The organism is Paraburkholderia sp. Ac-20336, assembly GCF_017105025.1.
Classification (GTDB): Bacteria; Pseudomonadota; Gammaproteobacteria; order Burkholderiales; family Burkholderiaceae; genus Paraburkholderia.
Map to the genome: position 1 here is coordinate 1 of NZ_JAAGPS010000074.1, position 21,269 is coordinate 21,269.

Genomic DNA, 21,269 nt, shown 5'->3' on the forward strand with positions numbered 1-21,269 from the left:
CTGACCCTCACTGAACTGAACGGTGCGGCATGGCTTTGCGCTTTCGCGACGAACACCACGTCTCGCTCGTCGCGAACCAGGATATGCGCGGTAAAACCGGTGTCGTCACGCAACTGGTCGATAAGCGAGCGGAGCGGGCGGAATGAACGAAGAAGCGAACGAAGAAGCGAACGAAGCGAACCAGGCCGCTCGGGCGAGTGAATCGGCAGACGCCAGGCACGCGAGGCAGGGCGCGGAAAACCGCCAGTCATCAGGAAAAACTCCATGGGCCAGTGCGGACGGGCGCGATAAGCCGCCGCGGTTGGGACAGGTACGGGCCAGAGTTTAACCTGTGCGGCCGCGCCGGCCGCTTTCCGGGGACCGGGCGCGGGCGTCCGCGGGCCGTCGCGCGGCGTTTCGACGCATGCGGCGTGCCGCGCGAACCCGGCGGATTCGGGGGGGCGGGCCGTAGGTGTAAACGCGCGGCGCCCGCGTACGGGCCGCCGTCGCGTCAAAGATATAAGCCGCGCGACATGTCCGGCATGCCATTCATGCGATTGGACACATATTTGTCTTCGCCTACATTGCGAGACAGAAAAAGCGTCACCCCATTAAATCAATCCACGAGACGAACCTGATGATGGCTGCGGCAAGCGGCCGTTTCAGCGCGCTGATAAAGGAGGCACTCACCATGATGGAACCCCAGGCTCTCGCGAATCCCGAAGTCGCGAGCGAATCGTTCGACGCCGAATCGTTCGGCGCAAAGGGCTTTCTCGACCGCTATTTCGAAATCTCCGCGCGCGGCAGTTCGCAGCGCCAGGAGATCGTTGCGGGCATCACGACCTTCCTCGCGATGGTCTATTCCGTGTTCGTCGTGCCGGGCATGTTCGGCAAGGCGGGCTTCGACACCAGCGCGGTGTTCGTCGCCGTCTGTTTGACGACGGCATTCGGCTCGCTCTTGATGGGCGTGTGGGCGCGCCTGCCGATCGCGATCGGCTGCGCGATCTCGCTGACCGCGTTCACCGCATTCGGCCTCGTGCTCGGCAAGGGCCTGCATCCGACCGTCGCGCTCGGCGCGGTGTTCCTGATGGGCGTCGTGTTTACCGCGATCTCGGTGACGGGCGTGCGCTCGTGGATTCTGCGCAACCTGCCGACCGGCATCGCGCACGGCACCGGCATCGGCATCGGGCTCTTTCTGCTGCTGATCGCCGCGAACGACGTTGGGCTCGTCGTCAAGAATCCGGGCGCCGGCTTGCCGGTGTCGCTCGGGCATATCACGGCGTTGCCCGCGCTGATGTCGGTGGTGGGGCTCGCGGCGATTTTCGGGCTCGTGCGGCGGCGCGTGCCCGGCTCGATCCTGATCGTGATCGTCGCGATTTCGGCGCTCGGGCTCGCGATCGATCCGGCCGTCGCGTTTCACGGCGTGTTCGCGGTGCCGTCGCTGAGCGCGCCGGGCCATGCCTCGCTGATCGGCGCGATGGACGTGAAGGGCGCGCTGTCGATGGCGGTGCTGCCGAGCGTGCTCGCGCTCGTGATGACCGCCGTGTTCGACGCGACCGGCACGATCCGCGCGGTCGCGGGCCAGGCCGGGCAGCTCGACGCGAACGGCCGGATCATCAACGGCGGCCGCGCGCTGACCGCCGATTCGCTCAGCTCGATTTTCTCGGGCCTGCTCGGCGGCGCGCCGGCGGCTGCGTATATCGAGTCGACGGTCGGCGTGGCGGCGGGCGCGAAGACCGGCATGGCGGCGGCGGTGGTCGGCCTGCTGTTTCTGGTCGTGATGTTCTTCTCGCCGCTCGCGGGTCTGGTGCCTTCGTATGCGACGGCGCCCGCGCTGATGTACGTGGGTCTGCTGATGCTGTCGAACGTGAGCAAGCTGCATATGGACGACATGGTCGACGCGATGGCCGGGCTCGTGTGCGCGGTGTTCATCGTGCTCACCGCGAATATCGTGACCGGCATCATGCTCGGCTTCGCGACGCTCGTGATCGGACGTGTCGTGAGCGGCGAATATCGCAAGCTCAATATCGGCACGGTGGTGATCGCGGTCGTGCTGGTCGGGTTCTATCTGGGCGGCTGGGCGATCTGAGTTGCGTTGCAGGGAGTCGTTGTTTTTCAACGGCTGTTTTCACCAGCAGTTCTTCACCGGCTGTTCTCCACCCGCTGTTCTCCACTTTCACGCGGTACGTCGCGGTTCGATGCTTTGAGCCGCGGCGTACCGCGTGTCTTTTTCGCTCGCATTCCTTGCCGCACATGGCATGCCGTGCGAGTGCGCCGACCTGTCCTTGACTTTCGCGCTAGCGTTTCTAAACCATAAGTTCATGGTCAGGGCCCGCATCGCGCGGGAAAGGAGACGCAAATGGAACCGCAACACCGTATCGGCACGCGAGACGAGTGGCTGGCCGCGAGCCGCGCGCTGCTCGCCGAGGAAAAAGCGCATATGCGCGCCGGCGACGAACTCGCGCGCAAGCGTCGCGCGTTGCCGTGGGTCAAGGTCGACCAGACCTATACGTTCGACACGCCGCAAGGGCGCCGGACACTCGCGGAGCTATTCGACGGCCGCAGCCAGCTGATCGTCTATCACTTCATGCTGGGCGAGGATTGGGAAGAGGGCTGCGTCGGCTGCTCGTTCCTCTCGGATCATATGACCGGCATCGTCACGCATCTCGAACATCACGACGTGAGCTACGTGACGGTGTCGCACGCGCCGCTCGCGAAAATCGAGGCGTTCAGGCGGCGCATGGGCTGGACGTTTCCGTGGGTATCGTCGAACGGCAGCGAGTTCAATTTCGACTACCACGTGTCGTTCACGCCCGAGCAGCTGGCGAGCAGGATGGCGTTCTACAACTTCGTCGAGCAGGACGTCGGCATCGACGAGCAACACGGCCATAGCGTGTTCTACAAGGACGAAAACGGCGACGTGTATCACACGTACTCATGCTACGGACGCGGCGACGAGCGTTTCGTCGGCGTCTACGCGCATCTCGACATCGCACCGAAAGGCCGCAACGAGGCGAGCAATCTGACCGACTGGGTCAGGCATCACGATCGCTACGAGGACAAGGCGGGCGGCGCGTGTCTCGCGTGTGGTTCGTGAGCGATACGATGAGGTGAGGCGCGGCTGCTGCGTGGCCTGTGCGTTGGCGTTGCGAAAAAGCGGCTGGAGATGGGCGTGTACGCGGCCGCTGTGCCGCGCGTGCCACCGATGCGTTGGCGTCGTATCGACGCGTTCTCGGCGACGTTATAGCGCCATGTCGAAAGCGGGCTTGAGGAACAGCTCCATTGCCATCACGGCGAGGCTCATTGCCGCCGCGGCGAGGGTCAAGACGCCGTATTCGTCGTAGCGCGCATCGTAGAGACATGCGATAACGAACAGAATCGCCAGCAGGTTGGTCAGCCAGTCGAAATTCAGCGCGAGGGTCATCGATTGGGTCCGGGCTCGTGTGCGATGCGGACGGTCGAATCGCACGGTCAAATCGAGCGCGATTCTATCGAAACGAGCTTACGGATTCGCAACGGCTGCGCTTACACAGATTACGGGGCGCCACGCCCGGCGCGGCGCCCCGTCCGGCGTCCGGTTACGCCGCCATCATGTCGTGCTCGATCCACTCGATCACCGAGGTGCGGCGCGGTTGCCAGCCGAGCAGCGTGCGCGCGCGCCCGCCGCGCACGCGGCTGTTCGAGCCGAGGCCGTACGACGCCATTTCGTAGCCCCATTCCTGCTTGGCGTCTTCGAGCGGCCAGTCCTGCGGCGCGCCGAGCTTCATCGCGCGCGCGATCGCGGTGCTCATGTCGCGGAACGACGCTTCGCCGCTTTCGACGAAATAGAACGTGCCGGCCGGCGTCTTGTCGAGCGCGAGGCGATACAGCTCGGCGACGTCGTCGATATGCACGTTCGACCAGACGTTGCCGCCGCTGCCCACGTGCCGCACCACGCCGCTCTTCTGCGCCTGACGCACGAGCCGCGGCAGTTGCACGCTGGCGCTGCCCGCCACCGCGCCGTGGCCGTAGATCAGCGTGTTGCACAGCACGGCCGAACGGATGTTGCGCTGCGCCGCGTCGAGCACGAGCTGGTCGATCGCGACGCGCGGGGCCTTGTCGGCGGTCGGCGTGGGCAGCGCGTCTTCGTGATAGACGCGCGATTCACCGGCTTCGCCGCCCGAGGCATCGCCGACGATGCTCGAACCGCTCGTATGCAGGAACACCTTGCCGGAGCCGGCGAGCCCGTCGATCAGCGCGCGCACCGCGCCTTCGTGGTCGCTGCTCGCGGTGTTGATGACGGCGTCGGCCGCTTGCGCTTCGGCGTTCAGCAACGCGCTGTCGTCGAGCGTGCCGATGACGGGCTCGATGCCGAGCCGCTGCAACTCCGCGCTCTGTTCGGGGTTGCGGATCAGACCGCGCACGTGATGGCCGGCGCGCACCAGATGCGCCGCAATCGAGCCGCCGATAAAACCGCTTGCGCCTGTAACGAAAATCTTCAAGACATTCTCCTTGATGCAATGACGGGGACAGGCACGCAGTATCGCCCGCATCGATTTTCGCAAAAAGCGTGTTAGTCTCAAATCAATCTTGATTTCGAGTCAATAATGAAAACGTCCACCGACGAATTGCTCGTGTTCGTCACCGTGATCGACTGCGGTTCGATCACGGCGGCGGCCGAGAAGCTGGGGCAGACTGTCTCCGGCGTGAGCCGCGCGCTCACGCGCCTCGAACAGAAGCTCGATACCGCGCTCGTGCGGCGCACGACGCGCCGCCTGCATTTGACCGAAGAGGGCGAGGCATTTCTGCGGCGCGCCCGCGCGATTCTCGACGCGCTCGAAGAAGCCGAGGAGTCGGTCGCGCGCGGCCGCGAGCGGCCGTCGGGGCGCTTGCGCGTCGATGCGGCGTCGCCGTTCATGCTTCATTGCATCGCGCCGCATATGACGGCGTTTTCTGCGCTGTACCCGGAGATCCGGCTCGAACTGACGAGCAACGAGCGCATCGTCGATCTGCTCGAACAGAAGGTCGACATCGCGATCCGCATCGGCGCATTGCAGGACTCGACGCTGCATGCGCGCGCGCTCGGCAGCAGCAAACTGCGCGTGCTCGCGAGCCCGGCGTATCTCGCCGAATACGGCGAACCGGCCACGCTCGACGCGTTGCGCGCGCATCGGCTGATCGGCTTTACCGCGCCCGAGCACCTGAACCGCTGGCCGCTGCGCGAGGGCGGCAAGGGGCGCAAGCGCGGCCAGGCTCACGACGACGCGGCGCCACGGCTGAAGATCGAGCCGTCGATCACCGCGTCGAGCGGCGAGACGCTGCGGCAACTGGCGCTGTCGGGCTGGGGCATCGCCTGTCTCGCCGATTTCATGACCGCCGCCGACGTGCGCGAGAACCGCCTCGTGCCGATTCTCGGCAACCTGCTCGTCGACGAGCGGCAGCCGGTGAACGCGGTGTACTACCAGAGCGCGTCGCTCGCGGGGCGCGTGCAGTGCTTTCTGGATTTCATGGCGGGCAAGGTGAGGCTGTAGCGGGGCGCGAATCATGGAAATCCCTAGGCGGAAGAGCTGGAAAAAGAAGTTGTATATACAAGATCGTCAAGCTAGACTTATTTGAACTTGTATAGACAGGACTACACCACCATGATGCTGAAGCCCGGCCACCTGACTCTCCCGCAACTGCGCCGGATCGCCCGCGAGCCGGTCACGCTGCAACTCGATCCCGCGAGCCACGCCGCCATCGACGCCTGCGCGCAGGCCGTCGCCGACATCACCGCGAAGGGCGAGCCGGCCTACGGCATCAACACCGGTTTCGGCCGCCTCGCCAGCACGCATATCCCGCGCGAACAACTCGAACTGCTGCAACGCAATCTGGTGCTGTCGCATGCGGTCGGCGTCGGCGAGCCGATGTCGCGCCCGGTCGTGCGCCTGTTGATGGCGCTGAAGCTGTCGAGCCTCGGCCGCGGCCACTCGGGCATTCGCCGCGAAGTCATGGAAGCCCTGCTCGCGCTGTTCAACGCCGACGTGCTGCCGGTGATTCCGGTCAAGGGCTCGGTCGGCGCATCGGGCGACCTCGCGCCGCTCGCGCATATGTCGGCGGTGCTGCTCGGCGTCGGCGAAGTGTTCGCGAAGGGCGAGCGCCTGCAGGCCACCGAAGGTCTTGCTCTCGTTGGCCTCAAGCCGCTCACCTTGCAGGCGAAGGAAGGTCTCGCGCTACTCAACGGCACGCAGGCGTCGGCCGCGCTCGCGCTCTACAACCTGTTCGCGATCGAAGACCTGTACCGCACGGCGCTCGTGGCCGGCGCGCTGTCGGTGGATGCGGCGATGGGCTCGGTCAAGCCGTTCGATGCGCGCATCCACGAACTGCGCGGCCATCGCGGCCAGATTGACGCGGCGGCGGCTTACCGGTCGCTGCTGCAAGGCTCGGGCATCAACGTCTCGCACGCCGACTGCGACAAGGTGCAGGACCCGTATAGCCTGCGCTGCCAGCCGCAGGTGATGGGCGCCTGTCTCGACCAGATGCGCCAGGCTGCCGCAACGCTGCTGACCGAAGCGAACGCGGTCTCCGACAATCCGCTGATTTTCCCGGACACCGGCGAAGTGCTGTCGGGTGGCAACTTCCACGCCGAGCCGGTTGCGTTCGCGGCCGATAACCTCGCGCTGGCCGCTGCGGAAATCGGCGCGCTGGCCGAGCGCCGCATCGCCTTGCTGATCGACGCGACGCTGTCGGGCCTGCCGCCGTTCCTCGTGAAAGACGGCGGCGTGAACTCGGGCTTCATGATCGCGCACGTCACGGCCGCCGCGCTCGCCTCGGAAAACAAGACGCTCGCGCATCCGGCCTCGGTCGATTCGCTGCCGACGTCCGCGAACCAGGAAGACCATGTGTCGATGGCGACGTTCGCGGCGCGCAAGCTCGGCGACATCGCCGACAACACCGCCAACATTCTCTCGATCGAACTGCTGGCCGCGGCGCAAGGCGTCGATCTGCGCGCGCCGCACCGCACCAGCCCGAGTTTGCAGAAAGTGATGGACGTGGTGCGCAAGAACGTGCCGCACTACGAACTCGATCACTACTTCGCGCCGGACATCGCGGCCGTCACGAAGCTCGTGCAGGACGGCACGATCGCCAAGCTGAGCCCGTTCTCGTTCGTCTCCGAGCAGTAAGCCAACCCGGTAGGCCAACCCGGCCGTCACCGCTACTATCCGGCACGCGGATCACGCCAATGAACGCACCCGCTTATCAGGGCATCAAGGACTTCATCCTCGCGCGCATTCATGCGGGCGAATGGGCCGAAGGCGACCAGGTGCCGTCCGAAAACGAACTGGCGCGCGAGTTCAACGTCGCGCGCATGACGGTCAACCGCGCATTGCGCGAGTTGACCTCGGAGCAGGTGCTCACGCGCGTGCAAGGTTCGGGCACGTTCGTCGCCCGTCCCAAGTACGAATCGACGCTGGTTGCGATCCGCAGCATCTCCGATGAAATCGTCGCGCGCGGCCATCGCTATCACGCCCGGGTGCTCGACATCGGCGCGAGCATCGCCGATGCGGAGCTTGCCGAAGAAATGCAGGTGAGCGTGGGCAGCCCCGTGTTTCATTCGCGCCTGCTGCATTTCGAAAACGACGAGCCGGTGCAGCTCGAAGCGCGCTGGGTCAATCCGGCCGTCGCGCCCGAGTATGCGTTGCAGGACTTCACGAACACGACGCCGAACCAGTATCTCGTGCGCGTCGCGCCGCTGCAGCGGGTCGAGTACCGCATCGAGGCGCTGGCGGCCGACGACGGCACGCGCCAGTTGCTGACCATGGATGAACGCGAGCCGTGCCTCGTGCTGCATCGTCGTACGTGGTCGCAAAGCCAGGTCGCCTCGATCGCCAATCTGTGGCATCCGGGCAGCCGCTACCGCTTTACCGGGCATTTCTGATCCGATTGCGTTTTTTTACCATCGCCGAATTCGTTATCGAACAGCTTCAAGCATCCGAGGGACATCATGAACAATCCGAAGCATATCGATCCGCGTCTCGACCCGACCCGCACGATCCGCGCACCGCGCGGCGCGGAAAAGACCTGCAAGACGTGGATCGCGGAAGCCGCGTACCGGATGATCCAGAACAATCTGGACCCCGAAGTCGCCGAGCATCCGCACGCGCTCGTCGTGTACGGCGGCATCGGCCGCGCCGCGCGCAACTGGGATTGCTTCGACCAGATCCTCGCATCGCTGAAGGACCTGAACGAAGACGAAACGCTGCTGATTCAATCGGGCAAGCCGGTCGGCGTGTTCCGCACGCATGCCGACGCGCCGCGCGTGCTGCTCGCGAACTCGAACCTCGTGCCGCACTGGGCGACGTGGGAACATTTCCACGAACTCGACCGCAAGGGCTTGATGATGTACGGCCAGATGACCGCGGGCAGCTGGATCTACATCGGCAGCCAGGGCATCGTGCAGGGCACCTACGAGACCTTCTTCGCGGTCGCGAACCAGCATTTCAACGGCGCCCCGCAAGGCCGCTGGATTCTCACTGGCGGTCTCGGCGGCATGGGCGGCGCGCAGCCGCTCGCGGCAACGATGGCGGGCTTCTCGATGATCGCGGTCGAATGCGACGAGACGCGCATCGACTTCCGTCTGAAGACGCGCTACGTCGATAAAAAGGCAAAGACGCTCGACGAAGCGCTCGCCATGCTAGACGAAGCGAAGCGGAGCGGCACGCCGGTATCGGTCGGACTGCTCGGCAATGCGGCCGACGTGTTCGCCGAGTGCGTCGCGCGCGGCATCACGCCGGACTGCGTGACCGATCAAACCAGCGCGCACGATCCGATTCACGGCTATCTGCCGCAGGGCTGGACGGTCGAGGACTGGCGCGAGCGTCAGAAGACCGCGCCCGAGAGCATCGTCACGCCGGCCAAGCAGTCGATGGCGAAGCAGGTGCAGGCGATGCTGACGCTGCAGGAACGCGGCGCGGCGACGCTCGACTACGGCAACAACATCCGCCAGATGGCGCTCGAAATGGGCGTCGACAACGCCTTCGATTTTCCGGGCTTCGTGCCGGCGTATATCCGCCCGCTGTTCTGCGAGGGCAAGGGCCCGTTCCGCTGGGTCGCGCTGTCGGGCGACCCCGAGGACATCTACAGGACCGATGCGAAGGTCAAGGCGCTGATTCCCGACGACCCGCATCTGCATAACTGGCTCGACATGGCGCGTGAACGCATCGCGTTTCAGGGGCTGCCGGCGCGGATCTGCTGGGTTGGCGTGAAGGATCGGTATCGGCTCGGCCAGGCGTTCAACGAAATGGTCCGCAACGGCGAACTGAAGGCACCGATCGTGATCGGCCGCGATCACCTCGACACCGGTTCGGTGGCGAGCCCGAACCGCGAAACCGAATCGATGAAGGACGGCTCGGACGCGGTCAGCGACTGGCCGCTGCTCAACGCGCTGCTCAATACGGCCGGCGGGGCGTCGTGGGTCTCGCTGCATCATGGCGGCGGCGTCGGCATGGGCTTCTCGCAGCACGCGGGCGTCGTGATCGTCGCGGACGGCACCGATGCCGCGCACCAGCGCCTCGGCCGCGTGCTGTTCAACGACCCGGCCACCGGCGTGATGCGTCACGCGGATGCGGGCTATGAACTCGCGCAGCAGACCGCGCGCGAGGCGGGCCTCGATCTGCCGATGCTCGGCCGCTGACATGACCGTGGCCCATGGCGCGCGCGGCACGGCAAGCGTTACGCTGATTCGCGGCGCCGACCTCGTGGCGGCGCCGTGGAAAAACGGCGGCGGCATGACGCGCGAGGTGGCCGCGTTTCCGTCGCGCAGCAGCGGACAGCGCGAGGCGCCGGGCGATTTCGTGTGGCGCGTGAGCGTCGCCGAGGTCGCGCCGGCCGGGCCGTTTTCGCGCTTCGAGGGCGTGGACCGCACGCTCGTGCTGTTGTCGGGCGCGGGCATGTTGCTCGACGAACTGGATGATGCAGAGGTCGTGAAGTCGCATGCATTGAAGCAGCCGCTCGACGTCGCGCGCTTCGACGGCGAGGCGCGTATCGAGGCGCGGCTTATCGATGGCGCGACGCGCGACTTCAACCTCATGGTGCGGCGCGACCTCGCGCTGGGCGTGCTCGACGTGTGGCGATGCGAGGCGAAGCGGGCTGTGTCGCGCATGATCGAGGGCGACGTGGTGCTGCTCTATTGCGCAAGCGGGTCGGTGGCGCTGGGGCTCGCAAGCGGGGTGGAAGCAGAAGCGGGAAGAGAAGCGACGCAACTGCAACTCGAAACAGGAGACACGCTGCGCATCGACATACCGAGGGCGCTGACCTGCACGCTCGAAGGCACGGGCGCCGTGCTCGCGATTAGCATCCGCTATACGCGGCGGTGATCGCGCACTGACTTCAACTCGCCTGCACGCACAGGGATGGCAGGACGGGCTCAGACGAGCCGACCCACGCGAACAGACACGAACGCACACGAACACGCAACCAGCTGCACCGCGCAGCAAAGAGCATGCGATGAAGCAAACCGTTTGGCATCACCTCAAACTGTGCCCGCAGGGCGACCCTCGCCATACGCTCGCCGATGCCGCGATCGCCGTCGAAGACGGCCGCATCGCGTGGCTCGGCGCCGCGGCCGAGTTGCCCGCGTCCTACGCCGCCTGGCCGCGCGAAGATTTGCGCGGCGCGTGGGTGACGCCTGGCCTCGTCGATTGTCATACGCACCTCGTGTACGGCGGCCAGCGCGCCGATGAATTCGCGCAGCGGCTCGCGGGCGTCAGCTACGAAGAAATCGCGCGGCAGGGTGGCGGTATCGTCTCGACCGTGCGCGCGACGCGCGCTGCAAGCGAAGCCTCGCTGTTTAGCCAGGCGGCCGCGCGGCTCGAACCGCTGCTCGCCGAAGGCGTGACGGCCATCGAAATCAAATCCGGCTACGGCCTCGATCTCGCGAGCGAGCGCAAGATGCTGCGTGTCGCGCGGCAACTCGGCGAGCGCTATCCGGTCACGGTCTATACGACGTTTCTCGGCGCGCATGCGCTGCCGCCCGAATTCGCGGGCCGCGCCGATGCGTATATCGACGAAGTCTGCAACACGATGCTGCCCGCGCTCGCAGACGAAGGGCTCGTCGACGCGGTCGACGTGTTCTGCGAGCGCATCGGTTTTTCGCTCGAACAGAGCGAGCGCGTGTTCAACGCGGCCGCGCGCTACGGGCTGCCCGTCAAGATGCACGCCGAGCAGTTGTCGAACGGCGGCGGCACTGTGCTTGCGGCGCGGCATCGCGCGCTGTCCGCGGATCACCTCGAATTTCTCGGCGAAGCCGGCGTTGCCGCGATGAAGGAAGCGGGCACGGTGGCCGTGCTGTTGCCGGGTGCGTACTACTTCATCCGCGAGACGCAGTTGCCGCCGCTCGATCTGCTGCGGCGCTACGAGGTGCCGATTGCGATTTCGACCGACAGCAACCCCGGCACCTCGCCGGTCACCTCGTTGCTGCTGATGATGAACATGGCGTGCACGCTGTTTCGCATGACCGTGCCCGAGGTGCTGCAAGGCGTGACCGCGCATGCGGCGCGCGCGCTCGGCAGGAGCGACACGCACGGCGCGTTGCAGGCGGGACGCGCGGCCGATTTCGCGGTATGGCCGGTCGATTCGCTGGCCGAGCTGGCTTACTGGATCGGGCGTCCCTTGTGCGAGCGAGTCGTGCGCGCGGGCGAAACGGTTTATACGCGGCGTGAGTCGAGTGCGGCTTGAGCTAAAGGTCCGAGAGATGACGCAATCCAGGCAATCGCTGTTCGCCGCTCACGCGTACCTGCCCGATGGCTGGCACCGCAACGTGCTGCTCGAATGGGACGCGAACGGCACGCTGAGCGCGGTCACGCCCGATCATGCGGAGGCACCCACCGGCGTGCCGCGGGCCCAAGGGCCCGTAATGCCAGGCATGCCGAATCTTCATTCGCACGCGTTCCAGCGCGCGATGGCGGGGCTGACCGAATATCGCGCGGCATCGGGCACCGGCGCCGCCGATAACTTCTGGTCCTGGCGCGACCTCATGTATCGCTTCGCGGCGCGCATCACGCCCGAAGGGCTCGCGAGCGTCGCGCAGTGGCTCTACATCGAAATGCTGAAGGCCGGCTATACCTCGGTGTGCGAATTCCACTACGTGCATCACGCGCAGGACGGCGGCCGTTACGCGAATCAGGCCGAACTCGCGCAACGCGTGGTCGAGGCGGCGGCGGAGAGCGGCATCGGCATGACGATGCTGCCGGTGCTCTATCAGTACAGCGGTTTTGGCGCGCGCGCGCCGCGCGACGATCAGCGCCGCTTCATCAATACGCCCGAAAGTCTGCTCGATCTGCTCGGCACGCTGCGCACGGCGCGTCCTGAACACGCCGCGCTGCGTTACGGTGTTGCGCCGCATTCGCTGCGCGCGGTGTCGGAAGCGTCGTTGCGCGCGCTGCTCGGCGGCATCGACGCGACGGCGCCCGTGCATATCCATATCGCCGAACAGACCGCCGAGGTCGAGGCGTGCCTCGCAACCGAAGGTGCGCGTCCGGTGCAATGGCTGCTCGACCGCTTCGAGGTGGACGGCCGCTGGTGCCTCGTGCATGCGACCCACGTCGACGGCAACGAAACGCTCGCACTCGCGAACAGCGGCGCGGTCGCGGGGCTGTGCCTGACCACCGAGGCCAATCTCGGCGACGGCATTTTTCCGGCGCGGGACTATCTCGACGCGCAAGGCCGTATCGGTGTCGGTTCGGATAGCCATATCGGCGTCGACTGGCGCGCGGAATTGCGGCTGCTCGAATACGGCCAGCGTCTCATGCACCGGCAGCGCAACGTGCTGGCGTCGGCGCAGGCCACGCACGTCGCGGACCGTTTGTTCGATGCGGCGCTCGACGGCGGCGCGCGGGCCACCGGCCGTGCGGTCGGCGCGTTGCGGGCCGGCCATCGCGCGGACTGGCTCGTGCTCGATGCCGATCATTCGAGCATCGCCGGGCATGCGCCGCACACGTGGCTGTCGGGCGTCGTGTTCTGCGAGCACGGTGAGACGCCGATTCGCGATGTCTACACGGGCGGCGTCAAGGTCGTCGACAACCGCAGGCATCGCGACGAAGAGGGCGCTTATGCGCGCTATCGCGTGGCGCTCGCGGACCTGCTCGCCTAGGCGGCGCCGCATTCGCCCAATGCGATCATGCGTCGGCGCTGCTTCGCAAACCTCGAAGATCAGACGTGTAACAGCATGTGTCCATGATTGCGCGCCGGCGTTTTCGCGTGGAATGTAGGGGGCGTCGTGCGCCGGCGTGAGGTCGCGCGGCGCTCGCCGGTCGCCGCGAGTGCGGCTCGCCATAAGAAAAGCCCCGTGAAAACGGGGCTTTCCGATGCGAGCCTTGTCTCATCGACGCGGCATCGCGGATCAGTGGCAGCGCGTTACCAAATGGTGGTGAACGCGCTCCTTGTGGCATTCGCGATGATGATGCGGGGCGGCTTGAGCAGGAGCGATCGCGCTCAGGGTGGCGACAGCCGCGGCAATGGCGAGAACGATTTTCTTCATTACAGAACCCTTAAGTCGATGTTGTGGAGCGACCGGTACAGCACGGCACGTGCCGTCTCGGCGCGTAAGCATGCCACATTTCTGTAGCCAAACGGCGGAACGCCGTGCGAATTCGTGTGTCGATGCAACACGCGGCATGTTGTCAACGCATTGTCATAGGTATCGGTGTGCATTCGCGCGTAACGTCGGCATGAAAGCGACGCCGGTGCACGCCTCGGCAAGCCCTGATTGCACGCAGCGCACCGCAGCGACTAAGCTTTCAGAACGATGACATGCGCGATGCGGTCATCGGTTCATCGGGCAACAAGATGGAAGACCCAGCGATGGAAGATTCCGACGAATTGCTGCTGCCGATCTGGCGCGCGAACCTGGTGCTGCTAACCCGCGAGGTTGGCGCCGCGAGCCGGCTCGCGCGCATGATGACGTTCTCCGCGAGCTATCTGAAGCTGATGCTGGCGGGCCAGCGCGAATTCAGCGAGGAATTCGTGCGCGGCGTCGAAGCGGTCACCGGTCTGCCGGGCGGCTGGATGAACGTGCCGCATACCGAACCCGAGATACCGTCGAACGCGCGCGAGGCGATCGACAACGAGCAGCCGCTTGCGCGTTTTCGCGGCACCGCGCATCCGGTGCGCAAGAAGACGGTGCTGCGGCCGCCCGAGCCGATTTTCGGGCAGCCGGGCGCGACCCGGCGCATCGAGGAAGACACGCTCGACGTGGAAGCGCATCGGCGGCAGGCGCATTTTCGCAAGGTGCGCGATCTGGCGACGCAGGACGTGCGGCGTTTCGAGCGGCATCTGCTGCACGCGCCGGTGGAGCTCGCCTCGATGCGCGCGAAGGTCGAGGACGTGATCGCCGCGACCGAACTCGACGATCGCATTCAGGCTGATCTCGCGGGACGGCTCGAACAGATCGAGAAGCATCGCCACATGCTGCTCAGGCACGTGGAAAAGCTCCAGGAACTGCTCGGCCAGCTTGGCGATGGCGACCGGGGAGAGTGAGGCGGTCGGGGTTGCGGCCTGGCTGGCTATGCTGTTCACCGCCTGCGTCGTGGCCTTGCCACTCCTAGCGTTCGCCGACGAAATCACCACCGCCAGCGACGAACGCGCGCCCGCGACGATCGAGCGCGACGTCCATCTCTTCACGATCGGCAAGGACGGCTCCGTCGAGGAATACGACGACACGGTGTTGCGCGCCGACACCGCGAGCGGCGTCGACGATATTGCGCAGCGCTACGTGTGGTTCAACAGGGACATCGAGCAGGTGCAACTGCTGAGCGCCGAAACCATCGCGCCCGACGGCAGCGTGCATCCGGTCGGCCCCGAGGCGATTCGCGATGTGCAGGAGCCGCGCTCGGCCGGCGCGCCGAGTTTCGAGGACGGCGTGTTGCGCACGGTGATTTTCCCCGCTGTGGAGTCGGGCGCGCGCGTACACCTGGCGTTTCGCAAGACGCGCGCGAAGCCGCTGCAGGCCGGCACGTTCGCGTACCTCGTCGAGCCGGCGCGGGTTCCCGTGGAGTTGCAGCGGCTCATCTTCGATCTGCCCGCCGACGTGCCGCTCCATGCCGACGCGCGCGGCTATGTCGAGTTGCCGCCGGTGACTGAAAACGGCCGCACCCGCTACGAATTCGACTACCGGCACGGCCCGTATGCGCGGCTCGAAGCGGGCGCGGTCGGCTACGCGAACTGGGGCGACCGGCTGATGGTGTCGACGGTGCCGGACTTCGCGAGCTTCGCCGCGCGCTATCGCGAGCCCGCCAGCGACGACGCGACGCGCGATGATCCCGCGATTACGCGGCTCGCGCAGAGCCTGACGGCGGGCCTCGCCGATCCACGCGCGAAAGCCCGCGCGCTCTACGACTGGGTGCGCCTGAATATCCGCTACGTGGCGCTTTTTCTCGGCGAGACCGCGGCGATTCCGCACAAGGCGGCCGATATCCTGCGCAACCGCTACGGCGATTGCAAGGACGACGTCGCGCTCTACGGCGCGCTGCTTGCGGCGGTCGGCATTCGCAGCGAGCCGGTGCTGCTCGATCTCGGGCCGTACTACAGCTTGCCGGACGTGCCCGGTTACGGCGCGAGCGCGATCAATCACGCGATCATCTGGATTCCTGAGCTCTCGCAATTCGCGGATGCGACCGCGGGCGGCACCGAATTCGGCTATCTGCCGTCCGGCGTGATGGACCGGCCGGCGCTGCTCGTCGACGATGGCGTGCTCGCGCGCACGCCGGCCACGCAGCTGCGCGAGCGCACCGCGCGCATGCAGATCGACGTCGACGAAAACGGCACTGCGCATTACGCGTACCGCGTCGAGGACGCGGGTTTTACGGCCGAGGTCGAGCGCAACATGTTCCGGCGCGCGACGCGGCAGCGCGCGCAGCAGATCGCGGCGAGCCGTCTGTTGCAAACGGGCTTGCACGGCAGCGCGCAATTGCGTACCGGCGACGTGGCCGCAACGGGCGGACCGTTCGCGGCCTCGATGCAGGGCAGTGTGCCGCATCTGATCTGGCCGGACGGCACGAGCGCGGTGCCGGCGTTGACGAGCCTCGCGGGCGGGATGGGCTCGCAGGTCGAGGCGTGGCTGGCCGAGCCGCTTAGAACGCAGCCGTGGGTCTGCATCGGCGGCGAGTTCGACGAGACGTTGGAGATGACGCTGCCGCGTTTCGCGCGCGTGACCGACTTGCCGGGCGACAGCACGGTCGAGGATCGCATGCTCGCGTTTTCTTCGCGCTATGTGTTCGATTCCGCGACGCGCACCTTGCAGGTGCGGCGGCATCTGCGCGCCGCGTTCGGCCATCAGATGTGTTCGGCCGACGAATTCGCCGCGCTGAAAGACGACCTCGTGCGCATCGAGCGCGATCTCGACGCCGAGGTCGTGGTCAGGGCGGCGGGGACGAGATAGCGGCTGCGGCGAAGAAAAAGGGGGAGGCCCGGGTAGTCCCGGGCGGTTTCGCGTGCGGGCCTAGCGCTCGCCCTGCTGGCGCAGCAGTTCTTCGCGCAGACGCAGGAGCGGCGCTTTGGTGTCTTCGTCGGCCCAGGTGTCGAGGTCGTCGATCGCGCGCTGGCAGCCGTCGAGCACGACGTCGAGATCGACCGGCACGCCGTTGTTCAGCGCGAATTCGATCGTTTCCGCGAACTGCTGGCACTCGTCCTCGCCGTAGGAGATGTCGAGATTGTCGGCGATGACGTCGGCGATGTTGCTGCGTGCCTTGTCGTCGGCCGTCACCATGTCGACGATGCCGCGCGCGACGGCCGGCGAGTAGTAGAGCGCGATGTCGAGCCATTGCGCGGGATCGAAATCGGGCTGGTCGAACTGGTTCTCGAAGAACTCGATCGCTTCCTGTTCGTGCGCTTCGTCCGCATCGACGCTCATGCACAACTGCTCAAAAAATTCTTCCCGCTCGCTGCGGATATGACCGTCCATCGATGCCTCGTCTGCTGAATGCCGGATGCCTGAAAAATACCGTGGATGTCAAGGCGTCGCCCCGGTCCACGCGGCACGCATTATAGGGCGGCCGCCGTCGGGGCGTGGCCGGGGGCCTCAGCCGGCATGGCAAGCGGCATGGAAGCCGGCACTGCAAGCGGTATTGCAAGCGGCCTCCCGTTCCCACCACCGCCGCCCTGCGGCCACGGATGGCCGCGGCAACCGGCTCAAGCCGTCTCGGCCACCCAGGCATCGAACCACTCGCGCGGCTGGGCGATTTCGTTTTGCGTCGCCACGAGTTCGAGTTCGTAGCGGCCGGCCTGCCACGTCGCCTTGACCACCGCGTTGACCGCCGCGAGCGTGTGCTCGAACGCGGAGCGCACGGAATCGCCGAGCAGCGTGCGCGCGACGAACACCGCGCTGGTCAGATCGCCGACACCGACCGGCTGGCGCGCGAACGGATAGAGCGGACGTTGTCCCATCCAGGCTTCGCGCGCCGTGACGACGAGCATGTTGAAGCGGTCGGCGGGACTGTTGCGGTCGAGCAGATGCTTGACGAGCACGAGCTTCGGCCCGCGCGCGATCACTTCGCGGCACGCGCTCACCGCTTCCTCGAGCGTCTCGATCTCGCGGCCGACGAGGCGTTGCAACTCGGTATGGTTCGGCGCCATCGCGTCGGCGACTTCGGGCATTGCGCTCACGAGAAACGCCTGGATGCCGGGCTCGACCTTGCAGCCGCTTGCCACGCCCATCACCGGATCGCAGAAGTACCACGCGCGCGGATTGGCCGCCTTCACGGCCTTGACGATTTCGATCACCGAGCGGGCCTGCTCCGGCGTGCCGAGATAGCCGGACAGCACGGCGTCGCAGCGCGGCAGCATGCCGATCGCGCCGATGCCCTCGACGAGTTCTTCCATCTGCGACGCGTCGATCGCGCTGCCGCTCCAGTGCCCGTACTGCGTATGGTTCGAGAACTGCACGGTGTTGAGCGGCCAGACATTGACGCCGAGCCGGCTCATCGGAAACACGGCTGCGCTATTGCCGGCGTGACCGAACACGACATGGGACTGGATGCTCAAAACGTTTTTGGTCATGGTGAGGCTCGCGCAACGGGGCGGGCGCGATCAAGGAAACGGGAAGGCGCGCCGTGCCGGCGCTTCGAATGGTCTCGCCGTGGTGCGACATGCCTGCCTGCTTCAGAGGGTGCAAGAAAAGTGCACGGTCTGCATCGTCAGCAAACAATACAGGAGTTTCGCGGACGCGAGTTGATCCGGCCCCGTGTTGTTGCGCCGAACCATCAAACGAGCCGGCGCGCGGGGCGGGGTATGGGGCCAGGCAAGAACTCGCGCGCCGATCCGCGCATGAAGCCGCAAGCTTGACGAAAGCCGACCGAGCCGCACCACGCCGGGCCACGCTCTCCTCAGACCAGTTCCCGATACAAGGCCAGATAACGCTCGGCCGATGCGCCCCAGCCGAAGTCCTGGCGCATCGCGCGGCGTTGCGCGGCCTTCCATTCGGTGCGGCGCTCGTAGAGCGCGAACGCGCGCCGGATTGCCGCGGCGATGCCCTTCGGCTCGAAGCGTTCGAAGACGAAGCCGGTCGCGAGATCGTCGGCGAGATTTTCGAGCGATGCGTCGGCGACCGTGTCCGCGAGACCGCCGACGCCATGCACGAGCGGCAGCGAGCCGTAGGCGAGCGCGTAGAGCTGCGTGAGCCCGCACGGCTCGAAGCGCGACGGCACCGCGACCACGTCGCTGCCCGCGATGATCGTATGCGCGAGCGCTTCGTCGAAGCCGAGCTCCACGGCCACCGACTCCGGATGTGTCTGCGCGACGCGCTTCAGGCCGTTCTCGAGCGCCGGGTCGCCGGTGCCGAACACGACGAGCTGGCCGCCACGTCTGACGATTTCGGGCACGGCTTCGAGCAGCAGGTCGAGGCCCTTCTGCTCGGTCAGGCGGCTCACGACGCCGAACAGCAGCGCGTCGCTTTTCTGCGCAAGGCCGAAGCGTTTCTGCAGCGCTTCCTTGCAGGCGAGCTTGCCGGCGAGGCGCGAGGCACTGTAGTGCGTCGCGAGCAGCGCGTCGCCGGCGGGATTCCACACTGTGTAATCGACGCCGTTCAGGATGCCGCTCAGATCGTGCGCGCGATGACGCAGCAGCGCATCGAGCCCGCCGCCGTGCGCGAGCGTCTGGATCTCGCGCGCGTAGGTCGGGCTGACGGTCGTGATGCGGTCGCCGTAGTAGAGGCCCGCCTTCAGGAACGACAGTTGTCCGTAGAATTCGACGCCGTGCATGCTGAAGAAATCGTCGGGCAGGCCGAGCATGCCGAACTGCTGCGCGGGGAAAATCCCCTGGTAGGCGAGGTTGTGGATCGTAAACACGCTGCGCGCGAGCACGCGGCCTTGCTGGCGCTCGGCCGCCTTCAGATACGCGGATGCGAGCCCCGCGTGCCAGTCGTGCGCATGGACGATCTGCGGCGACCACGCCGGGTCCAGCTGTTGCGCGAGCTGCGCGGCGACCCAGCCGAGCAGCGCGAAACGCTGGGCGTTGTCGCCGTAGGGCACGTGCTCGTCGTTCAGATACGGATTGCCGGGCCGGTCGTAGAGCGTCGCCGCGCGGATCACGTAGACGGCGAGGCCGTTGGCGGGCAGGGTGCCGCGTTCGAGCAGCGCTTCCGGCGTGTCGAAGCGGCGCCCGAGCCGTGCCACCGGCTGCAGGTCCCGCAAACCGGCGAGCACGGCCGGAAACCCCGGCAGTAGCGCCCGCACGTCGGCGCCGCGCTCGATCAGCGCGGACGGCAGCGCGCCCACGACGTCGGCGAGACCGCCCGTTTTGAGAAGGGGATACAACTCGCTTGCGACATGCAGGGCGCGAATCGTCATAGGCCAGGTCTCTTTCGGGTTGCGAGGCTTGTTCGGGGTTGGGCTCGTGCGGTTGCGATCGCGCGGCCGCAAGCGGCCCGGCGCTTAAGCCGGCCGCTTGAGCAACGCTTCCTGCGTGACAAGCACGACGCCGTCGTCGGTGCGATAGAAGCGCGCGGCGTCGCGCGCCGGGTCCTCGCCGATCACCGTGCCTTCCGGAATCGTGCAGCCGCGGTCGATCACCACTTTCTGCAGGCGGCAGCTCGGGCCGACCGTGACCTGCGGCAACAAGACTGCCTCATTGATATTACAGAACGAATGCACTTTCACGTTCGACGACAGCACCGAGCGCGAAATCTGCGAGCCCGAGATCACGCAGCCGCCGCATACGATCAGGTTGTTGCCCGAGCCCTGCAAGCCCTTCATGTCGCGCACGAACTTCGCGGGCGGCAACTGTTCCTGATACGTCCAGATCGGCCAGCTGCGGTCGTAGAGGTCGAGCGTCGGGATCGTCGAGGCGAGGTCGAGGTTCGCGGCCCAGTATGCGTCGATCGTGCCGACATCGCGCCAGTACGGCTCGACGTTCGGGTCCGAGGAGACGCACGACATGCTGAACGGGTGCGCGATCGCCATGCCCTCGGTGACGACGCGCGGCAGGATGTCCTTGCCGAAGTCGTGGTCGGTGTCGATCGAGGCGATGTTCTCTTCGAGCAGCGTGTACAGGTAGTCGGCGTTGAACACGTAGATGCCCATGCTGGCGAGCGCGGTGTCGGGGCGGCCCGGCATCGCGGGCGGGTCGGCCGGTTTTTCGACGAAGCCGGTCACGCGGCGGTTCTCGTCGACCGCCATCACGCCGAACGCGACCGCGTCCATGCGCGGCACCTCGATGCAGCCGACCGTGCAATCGCAGCCGCTGTCCGCGTGATCGGCGATCATGCGCGTGTAGTCCATCTTGTAGATGTGGTCGCCCGCCAGCACGACCACGTACTTCGGGCGGATCGAGCGGATGATGTCGAGGTTCTGGAACACCGCGTCGGCGGTGCCGCGATACCAGTGCGCGCCTTCGACGCGCTGCTGCGCGGGCCACAGGTCGATGAACTCGCCCATCTCGCCGCGCAGGAAGCTCCAGCCGCGCTGCAGATGGCGCAGCAGCGAATGCGCCTTGTACTGCGTGACGACCGCGATGCGGCGAATGCCCGAGTTCAGGCAGTTGGACAGCGCGAAGTCGATGATCCGGTATTTGCCGCCGAAGTGCACCGCGGGCTTGACGCGCTTGTTGGTGAGCGGCCCGAGGCGGGTGCCGCGTCCGCCCGCGAGGACGATCGCGAGGGTGGTGCGTTGTAGGTCGTTCAGCCGTGCCGGAGTGTTCATGTCTGTCTCCCGATTGGATTGGTATGTGCCGTATGTGTCTGTTCCCCCGGATGATTCTGAGCTGGCCGTCCGCGCTGTGCCGATCGCTGTGCCGATGAATCGTGCGGCCAGCCGGCATGGCCTGGTCGCCTGGTTTTATCGCGT

General features: G+C 66.4%; 18 protein-coding genes and 1 pseudogene. 11 read left to right on the forward strand and 8 right to left on the reverse strand.

Annotated elements, in window-relative coordinates; translation table 11 throughout:
- A pseudogene (locus GXB81_RS31510) lies at positions 1-266 on the reverse strand (hypothetical protein); the annotation flags it as partial.
- A gap of 407 nt (positions 267-673) precedes the next feature.
- On the opposite strand from GXB81_RS31510, the gene GXB81_RS20120 reads away from it, so the two are divergent.
- Together GXB81_RS20120 and GXB81_RS20125 are read left to right on the forward strand one after the other, a co-directional pair.
- Positions 674-2,068, forward strand: a complete 1,395-nt coding sequence (locus GXB81_RS20120) for an NCS2 family permease (protein WP_205192734.1) — start codon at positions 674-676, stop codon at positions 2,066-2,068.
- 270 nt (positions 2,069-2,338) lie between these two features.
- Positions 2,339-3,076 carry a thioredoxin family protein gene (locus tag GXB81_RS20125; RefSeq protein ID WP_205990158.1) on the forward strand — a complete coding sequence of 246 codons (738 nt, stop codon included), beginning with the start codon at positions 2,339-2,341 and terminating at the stop codon, positions 3,074-3,076.
- Positions 3,077-3,220: 144 nt separating this feature from the next.
- Here GXB81_RS20125 and GXB81_RS20130 read toward each other — a convergent pair whose 3' ends face one another.
- Both GXB81_RS20130 and GXB81_RS20135 read right to left on the reverse strand, forming a co-directional pair.
- On the reverse strand, positions 3,221-3,403 hold the full coding sequence (locus GXB81_RS20130; protein ID WP_167040339.1) for a hypothetical protein: 183 nt from the start codon (positions 3,401-3,403) through the stop codon (positions 3,221-3,223).
- Between the two features lie 154 nt (positions 3,404-3,557).
- Positions 3,558-4,460, reverse strand: a complete 903-nt coding sequence (locus GXB81_RS20135; RefSeq protein WP_205990159.1) for an NAD-dependent epimerase/dehydratase family protein — start codon at positions 4,458-4,460, stop codon at positions 3,558-3,560.
- 105 nt (positions 4,461-4,565) lie between these two features.
- Here GXB81_RS20135 and GXB81_RS20140 point away from each other — a divergent pair, with 105 nt between their 5' ends.
- From GXB81_RS20140 to GXB81_RS20170, 7 genes are all read left to right on the forward strand, one after another.
- Positions 4,566-5,489, forward strand: coding sequence for a LysR family transcriptional regulator (locus tag GXB81_RS20140; RefSeq protein ID WP_167284613.1), 924 nt, complete (start codon positions 4,566-4,568; stop codon positions 5,487-5,489).
- 111 nt (positions 5,490-5,600) lie between these two features.
- Positions 5,601-7,121, forward strand: coding sequence for a histidine ammonia-lyase (gene hutH, locus GXB81_RS20145; RefSeq protein ID WP_205990160.1), 1,521 nt, complete (start codon positions 5,601-5,603; stop codon positions 7,119-7,121).
- Positions 7,122-7,180: 59 nt separating this feature from the next.
- Positions 7,181-7,876, forward strand: a complete 696-nt coding sequence (gene hutC / locus GXB81_RS20150) for a histidine utilization repressor (protein ID WP_205990161.1) — start codon at positions 7,181-7,183, stop codon at positions 7,874-7,876.
- A gap of 66 nt (positions 7,877-7,942) precedes the next feature.
- A complete protein-coding gene (gene hutU, locus GXB81_RS20155; protein ID WP_205990162.1) occupies positions 7,943-9,631 on the forward strand; it encodes a urocanate hydratase in 1,689 nt (562 codons plus the stop codon).
- Between the two features lies 1 nt (position 9,632).
- The gene (locus GXB81_RS20160; protein ID WP_205990163.1) at positions 9,633-10,313 is read left to right on the forward strand and encodes a HutD family protein; all 681 of its coding nucleotides are present in this window, start codon (positions 9,633-9,635) and stop codon (positions 10,311-10,313) included.
- Positions 10,314-10,443: 130 nt separating this feature from the next.
- Positions 10,444-11,673, forward strand: a complete 1,230-nt coding sequence (gene hutI, locus GXB81_RS20165; protein WP_205990164.1) for an imidazolonepropionase — start codon at positions 10,444-10,446, stop codon at positions 11,671-11,673.
- A 16-nt stretch (positions 11,674-11,689) separates the two neighbouring features.
- Positions 11,690-13,087: a formimidoylglutamate deiminase gene (locus GXB81_RS20170; RefSeq protein ID WP_205990165.1), complete on the forward strand. Its 1,398-nt coding sequence runs from the start codon at positions 11,690-11,692 to the stop codon at positions 13,085-13,087.
- Positions 13,088-13,336: 249 nt separating this feature from the next.
- Here GXB81_RS20170 and GXB81_RS20175 read toward each other — a convergent pair whose 3' ends face one another.
- Positions 13,337-13,474: a hypothetical protein gene (locus tag GXB81_RS20175; RefSeq protein WP_167040322.1), complete on the reverse strand. Its 138-nt coding sequence runs from the start codon at positions 13,472-13,474 to the stop codon at positions 13,337-13,339.
- A 323-nt stretch (positions 13,475-13,797) separates the two neighbouring features.
- On the opposite strand from GXB81_RS20175, the gene GXB81_RS20180 reads away from it, so the two are divergent.
- Complete coding sequence (locus tag GXB81_RS20180; protein WP_205990176.1) at positions 13,798-14,472, forward strand: hypothetical protein; 675 nt, start codon at positions 13,798-13,800, stop codon at positions 14,470-14,472.
- 28 nt (positions 14,473-14,500) lie between these two features.
- Positions 14,501-16,372, forward strand: coding sequence for a DUF3857 and transglutaminase domain-containing protein (locus tag GXB81_RS20185; protein WP_241016450.1), 1,872 nt, complete (start codon positions 14,501-14,503; stop codon positions 16,370-16,372).
- Between the two features lie 60 nt (positions 16,373-16,432).
- On the opposite strand, the gene GXB81_RS20190 is transcribed toward GXB81_RS20185, so the two are convergent.
- The 4 genes from GXB81_RS20190 to glgC form a co-directional block, all read right to left on the reverse strand.
- Positions 16,433-16,894 carry a hypothetical protein gene (locus tag GXB81_RS20190; protein WP_167040318.1) on the reverse strand — a complete coding sequence of 154 codons (462 nt, stop codon included), beginning with the start codon at positions 16,892-16,894 and terminating at the stop codon, positions 16,433-16,435.
- Between the two features lie 227 nt (positions 16,895-17,121).
- Positions 17,122-17,988, reverse strand: a complete 867-nt coding sequence (pdxY, locus tag GXB81_RS20195; protein ID WP_167040317.1) for a pyridoxal kinase PdxY — start codon at positions 17,986-17,988, stop codon at positions 17,122-17,124.
- Between the two features lie 326 nt (positions 17,989-18,314).
- Positions 18,315-19,775 carry a glycogen synthase GlgA gene (glgA, locus tag GXB81_RS20200; RefSeq protein ID WP_167040316.1) on the reverse strand — a complete coding sequence of 487 codons (1,461 nt, stop codon included), beginning with the start codon at positions 19,773-19,775 and terminating at the stop codon, positions 18,315-18,317.
- Positions 19,776-19,859: 84 nt separating this feature from the next.
- Positions 19,860-21,125: a glucose-1-phosphate adenylyltransferase gene (gene glgC / locus GXB81_RS20205; RefSeq protein WP_167040315.1), complete on the reverse strand. Its 1,266-nt coding sequence runs from the start codon at positions 21,123-21,125 to the stop codon at positions 19,860-19,862.
- Between the last annotated feature and the right edge of the window lie 144 nt (positions 21,126-21,269).

Bases quoted from the DNA above. Each gene is read 5' to 3' on its own strand.
- GXB81_RS20120 (WP_205192734.1), top strand. From the start codon at position 674: ATGGAACCCCAGGCTCTCGCGAATCCCGAAGTCGCGAGCGAATCGTTC.
- GXB81_RS20140 (WP_167284613.1), top strand. From the start codon at position 4,566: ATGAAAACGTCCACCGACGAATTGCTCGTGTTCGTCACCGTGATCGAC.
- hutH (WP_205990160.1), top strand. From the start codon at position 5,601: ATGATGCTGAAGCCCGGCCACCTGACTCTCCCGCAACTGCGCCGGATC.
- glgA (WP_167040316.1), bottom strand. From the start codon at position 19,775: ATGACGATTCGCGCCCTGCATGTCGCAAGCGAGTTGTATCCCCTTCTC.
- GXB81_RS20190 (WP_167040318.1), bottom strand. From the start codon at position 16,894: ATGGACGGTCATATCCGCAGCGAGCGGGAAGAATTTTTTGAGCAGTTG.
- GXB81_RS20130 (WP_167040339.1), bottom strand. From the start codon at position 3,403: ATGACCCTCGCGCTGAATTTCGACTGGCTGACCAACCTGCTGGCGATT.
- GXB81_RS20185 (WP_241016450.1), top strand. From the start codon at position 14,501: ATGCTGTTCACCGCCTGCGTCGTGGCCTTGCCACTCCTAGCGTTCGCC.
- pdxY (WP_167040317.1), bottom strand. From the start codon at position 17,988: ATGACCAAAAACGTTTTGAGCATCCAGTCCCATGTCGTGTTCGGTCAC.
- GXB81_RS20170 (WP_205990165.1), top strand. From the start codon at position 11,690: ATGACGCAATCCAGGCAATCGCTGTTCGCCGCTCACGCGTACCTGCCC.
- glgC (WP_167040315.1), bottom strand. From the start codon at position 21,125: ATGAACACTCCGGCACGGCTGAACGACCTACAACGCACCACCCTCGCG.
- GXB81_RS20125 (WP_205990158.1), top strand. From the start codon at position 2,339: ATGGAACCGCAACACCGTATCGGCACGCGAGACGAGTGGCTGGCCGCG.
- hutI (WP_205990164.1), top strand. From the start codon at position 10,444: ATGAAGCAAACCGTTTGGCATCACCTCAAACTGTGCCCGCAGGGCGAC.
- GXB81_RS20180 (WP_205990176.1), top strand. From the start codon at position 13,798: ATGGAAGATTCCGACGAATTGCTGCTGCCGATCTGGCGCGCGAACCTG.
- hutC (WP_205990161.1), top strand. From the start codon at position 7,181: ATGAACGCACCCGCTTATCAGGGCATCAAGGACTTCATCCTCGCGCGC.
- hutU (WP_205990162.1), top strand. From the start codon at position 7,943: ATGAACAATCCGAAGCATATCGATCCGCGTCTCGACCCGACCCGCACG.
- GXB81_RS20175 (WP_167040322.1), bottom strand. From the start codon at position 13,474: ATGAAGAAAATCGTTCTCGCCATTGCCGCGGCTGTCGCCACCCTGAGC.
- GXB81_RS20160 (WP_205990163.1), top strand. From the start codon at position 9,633: ATGACCGTGGCCCATGGCGCGCGCGGCACGGCAAGCGTTACGCTGATT.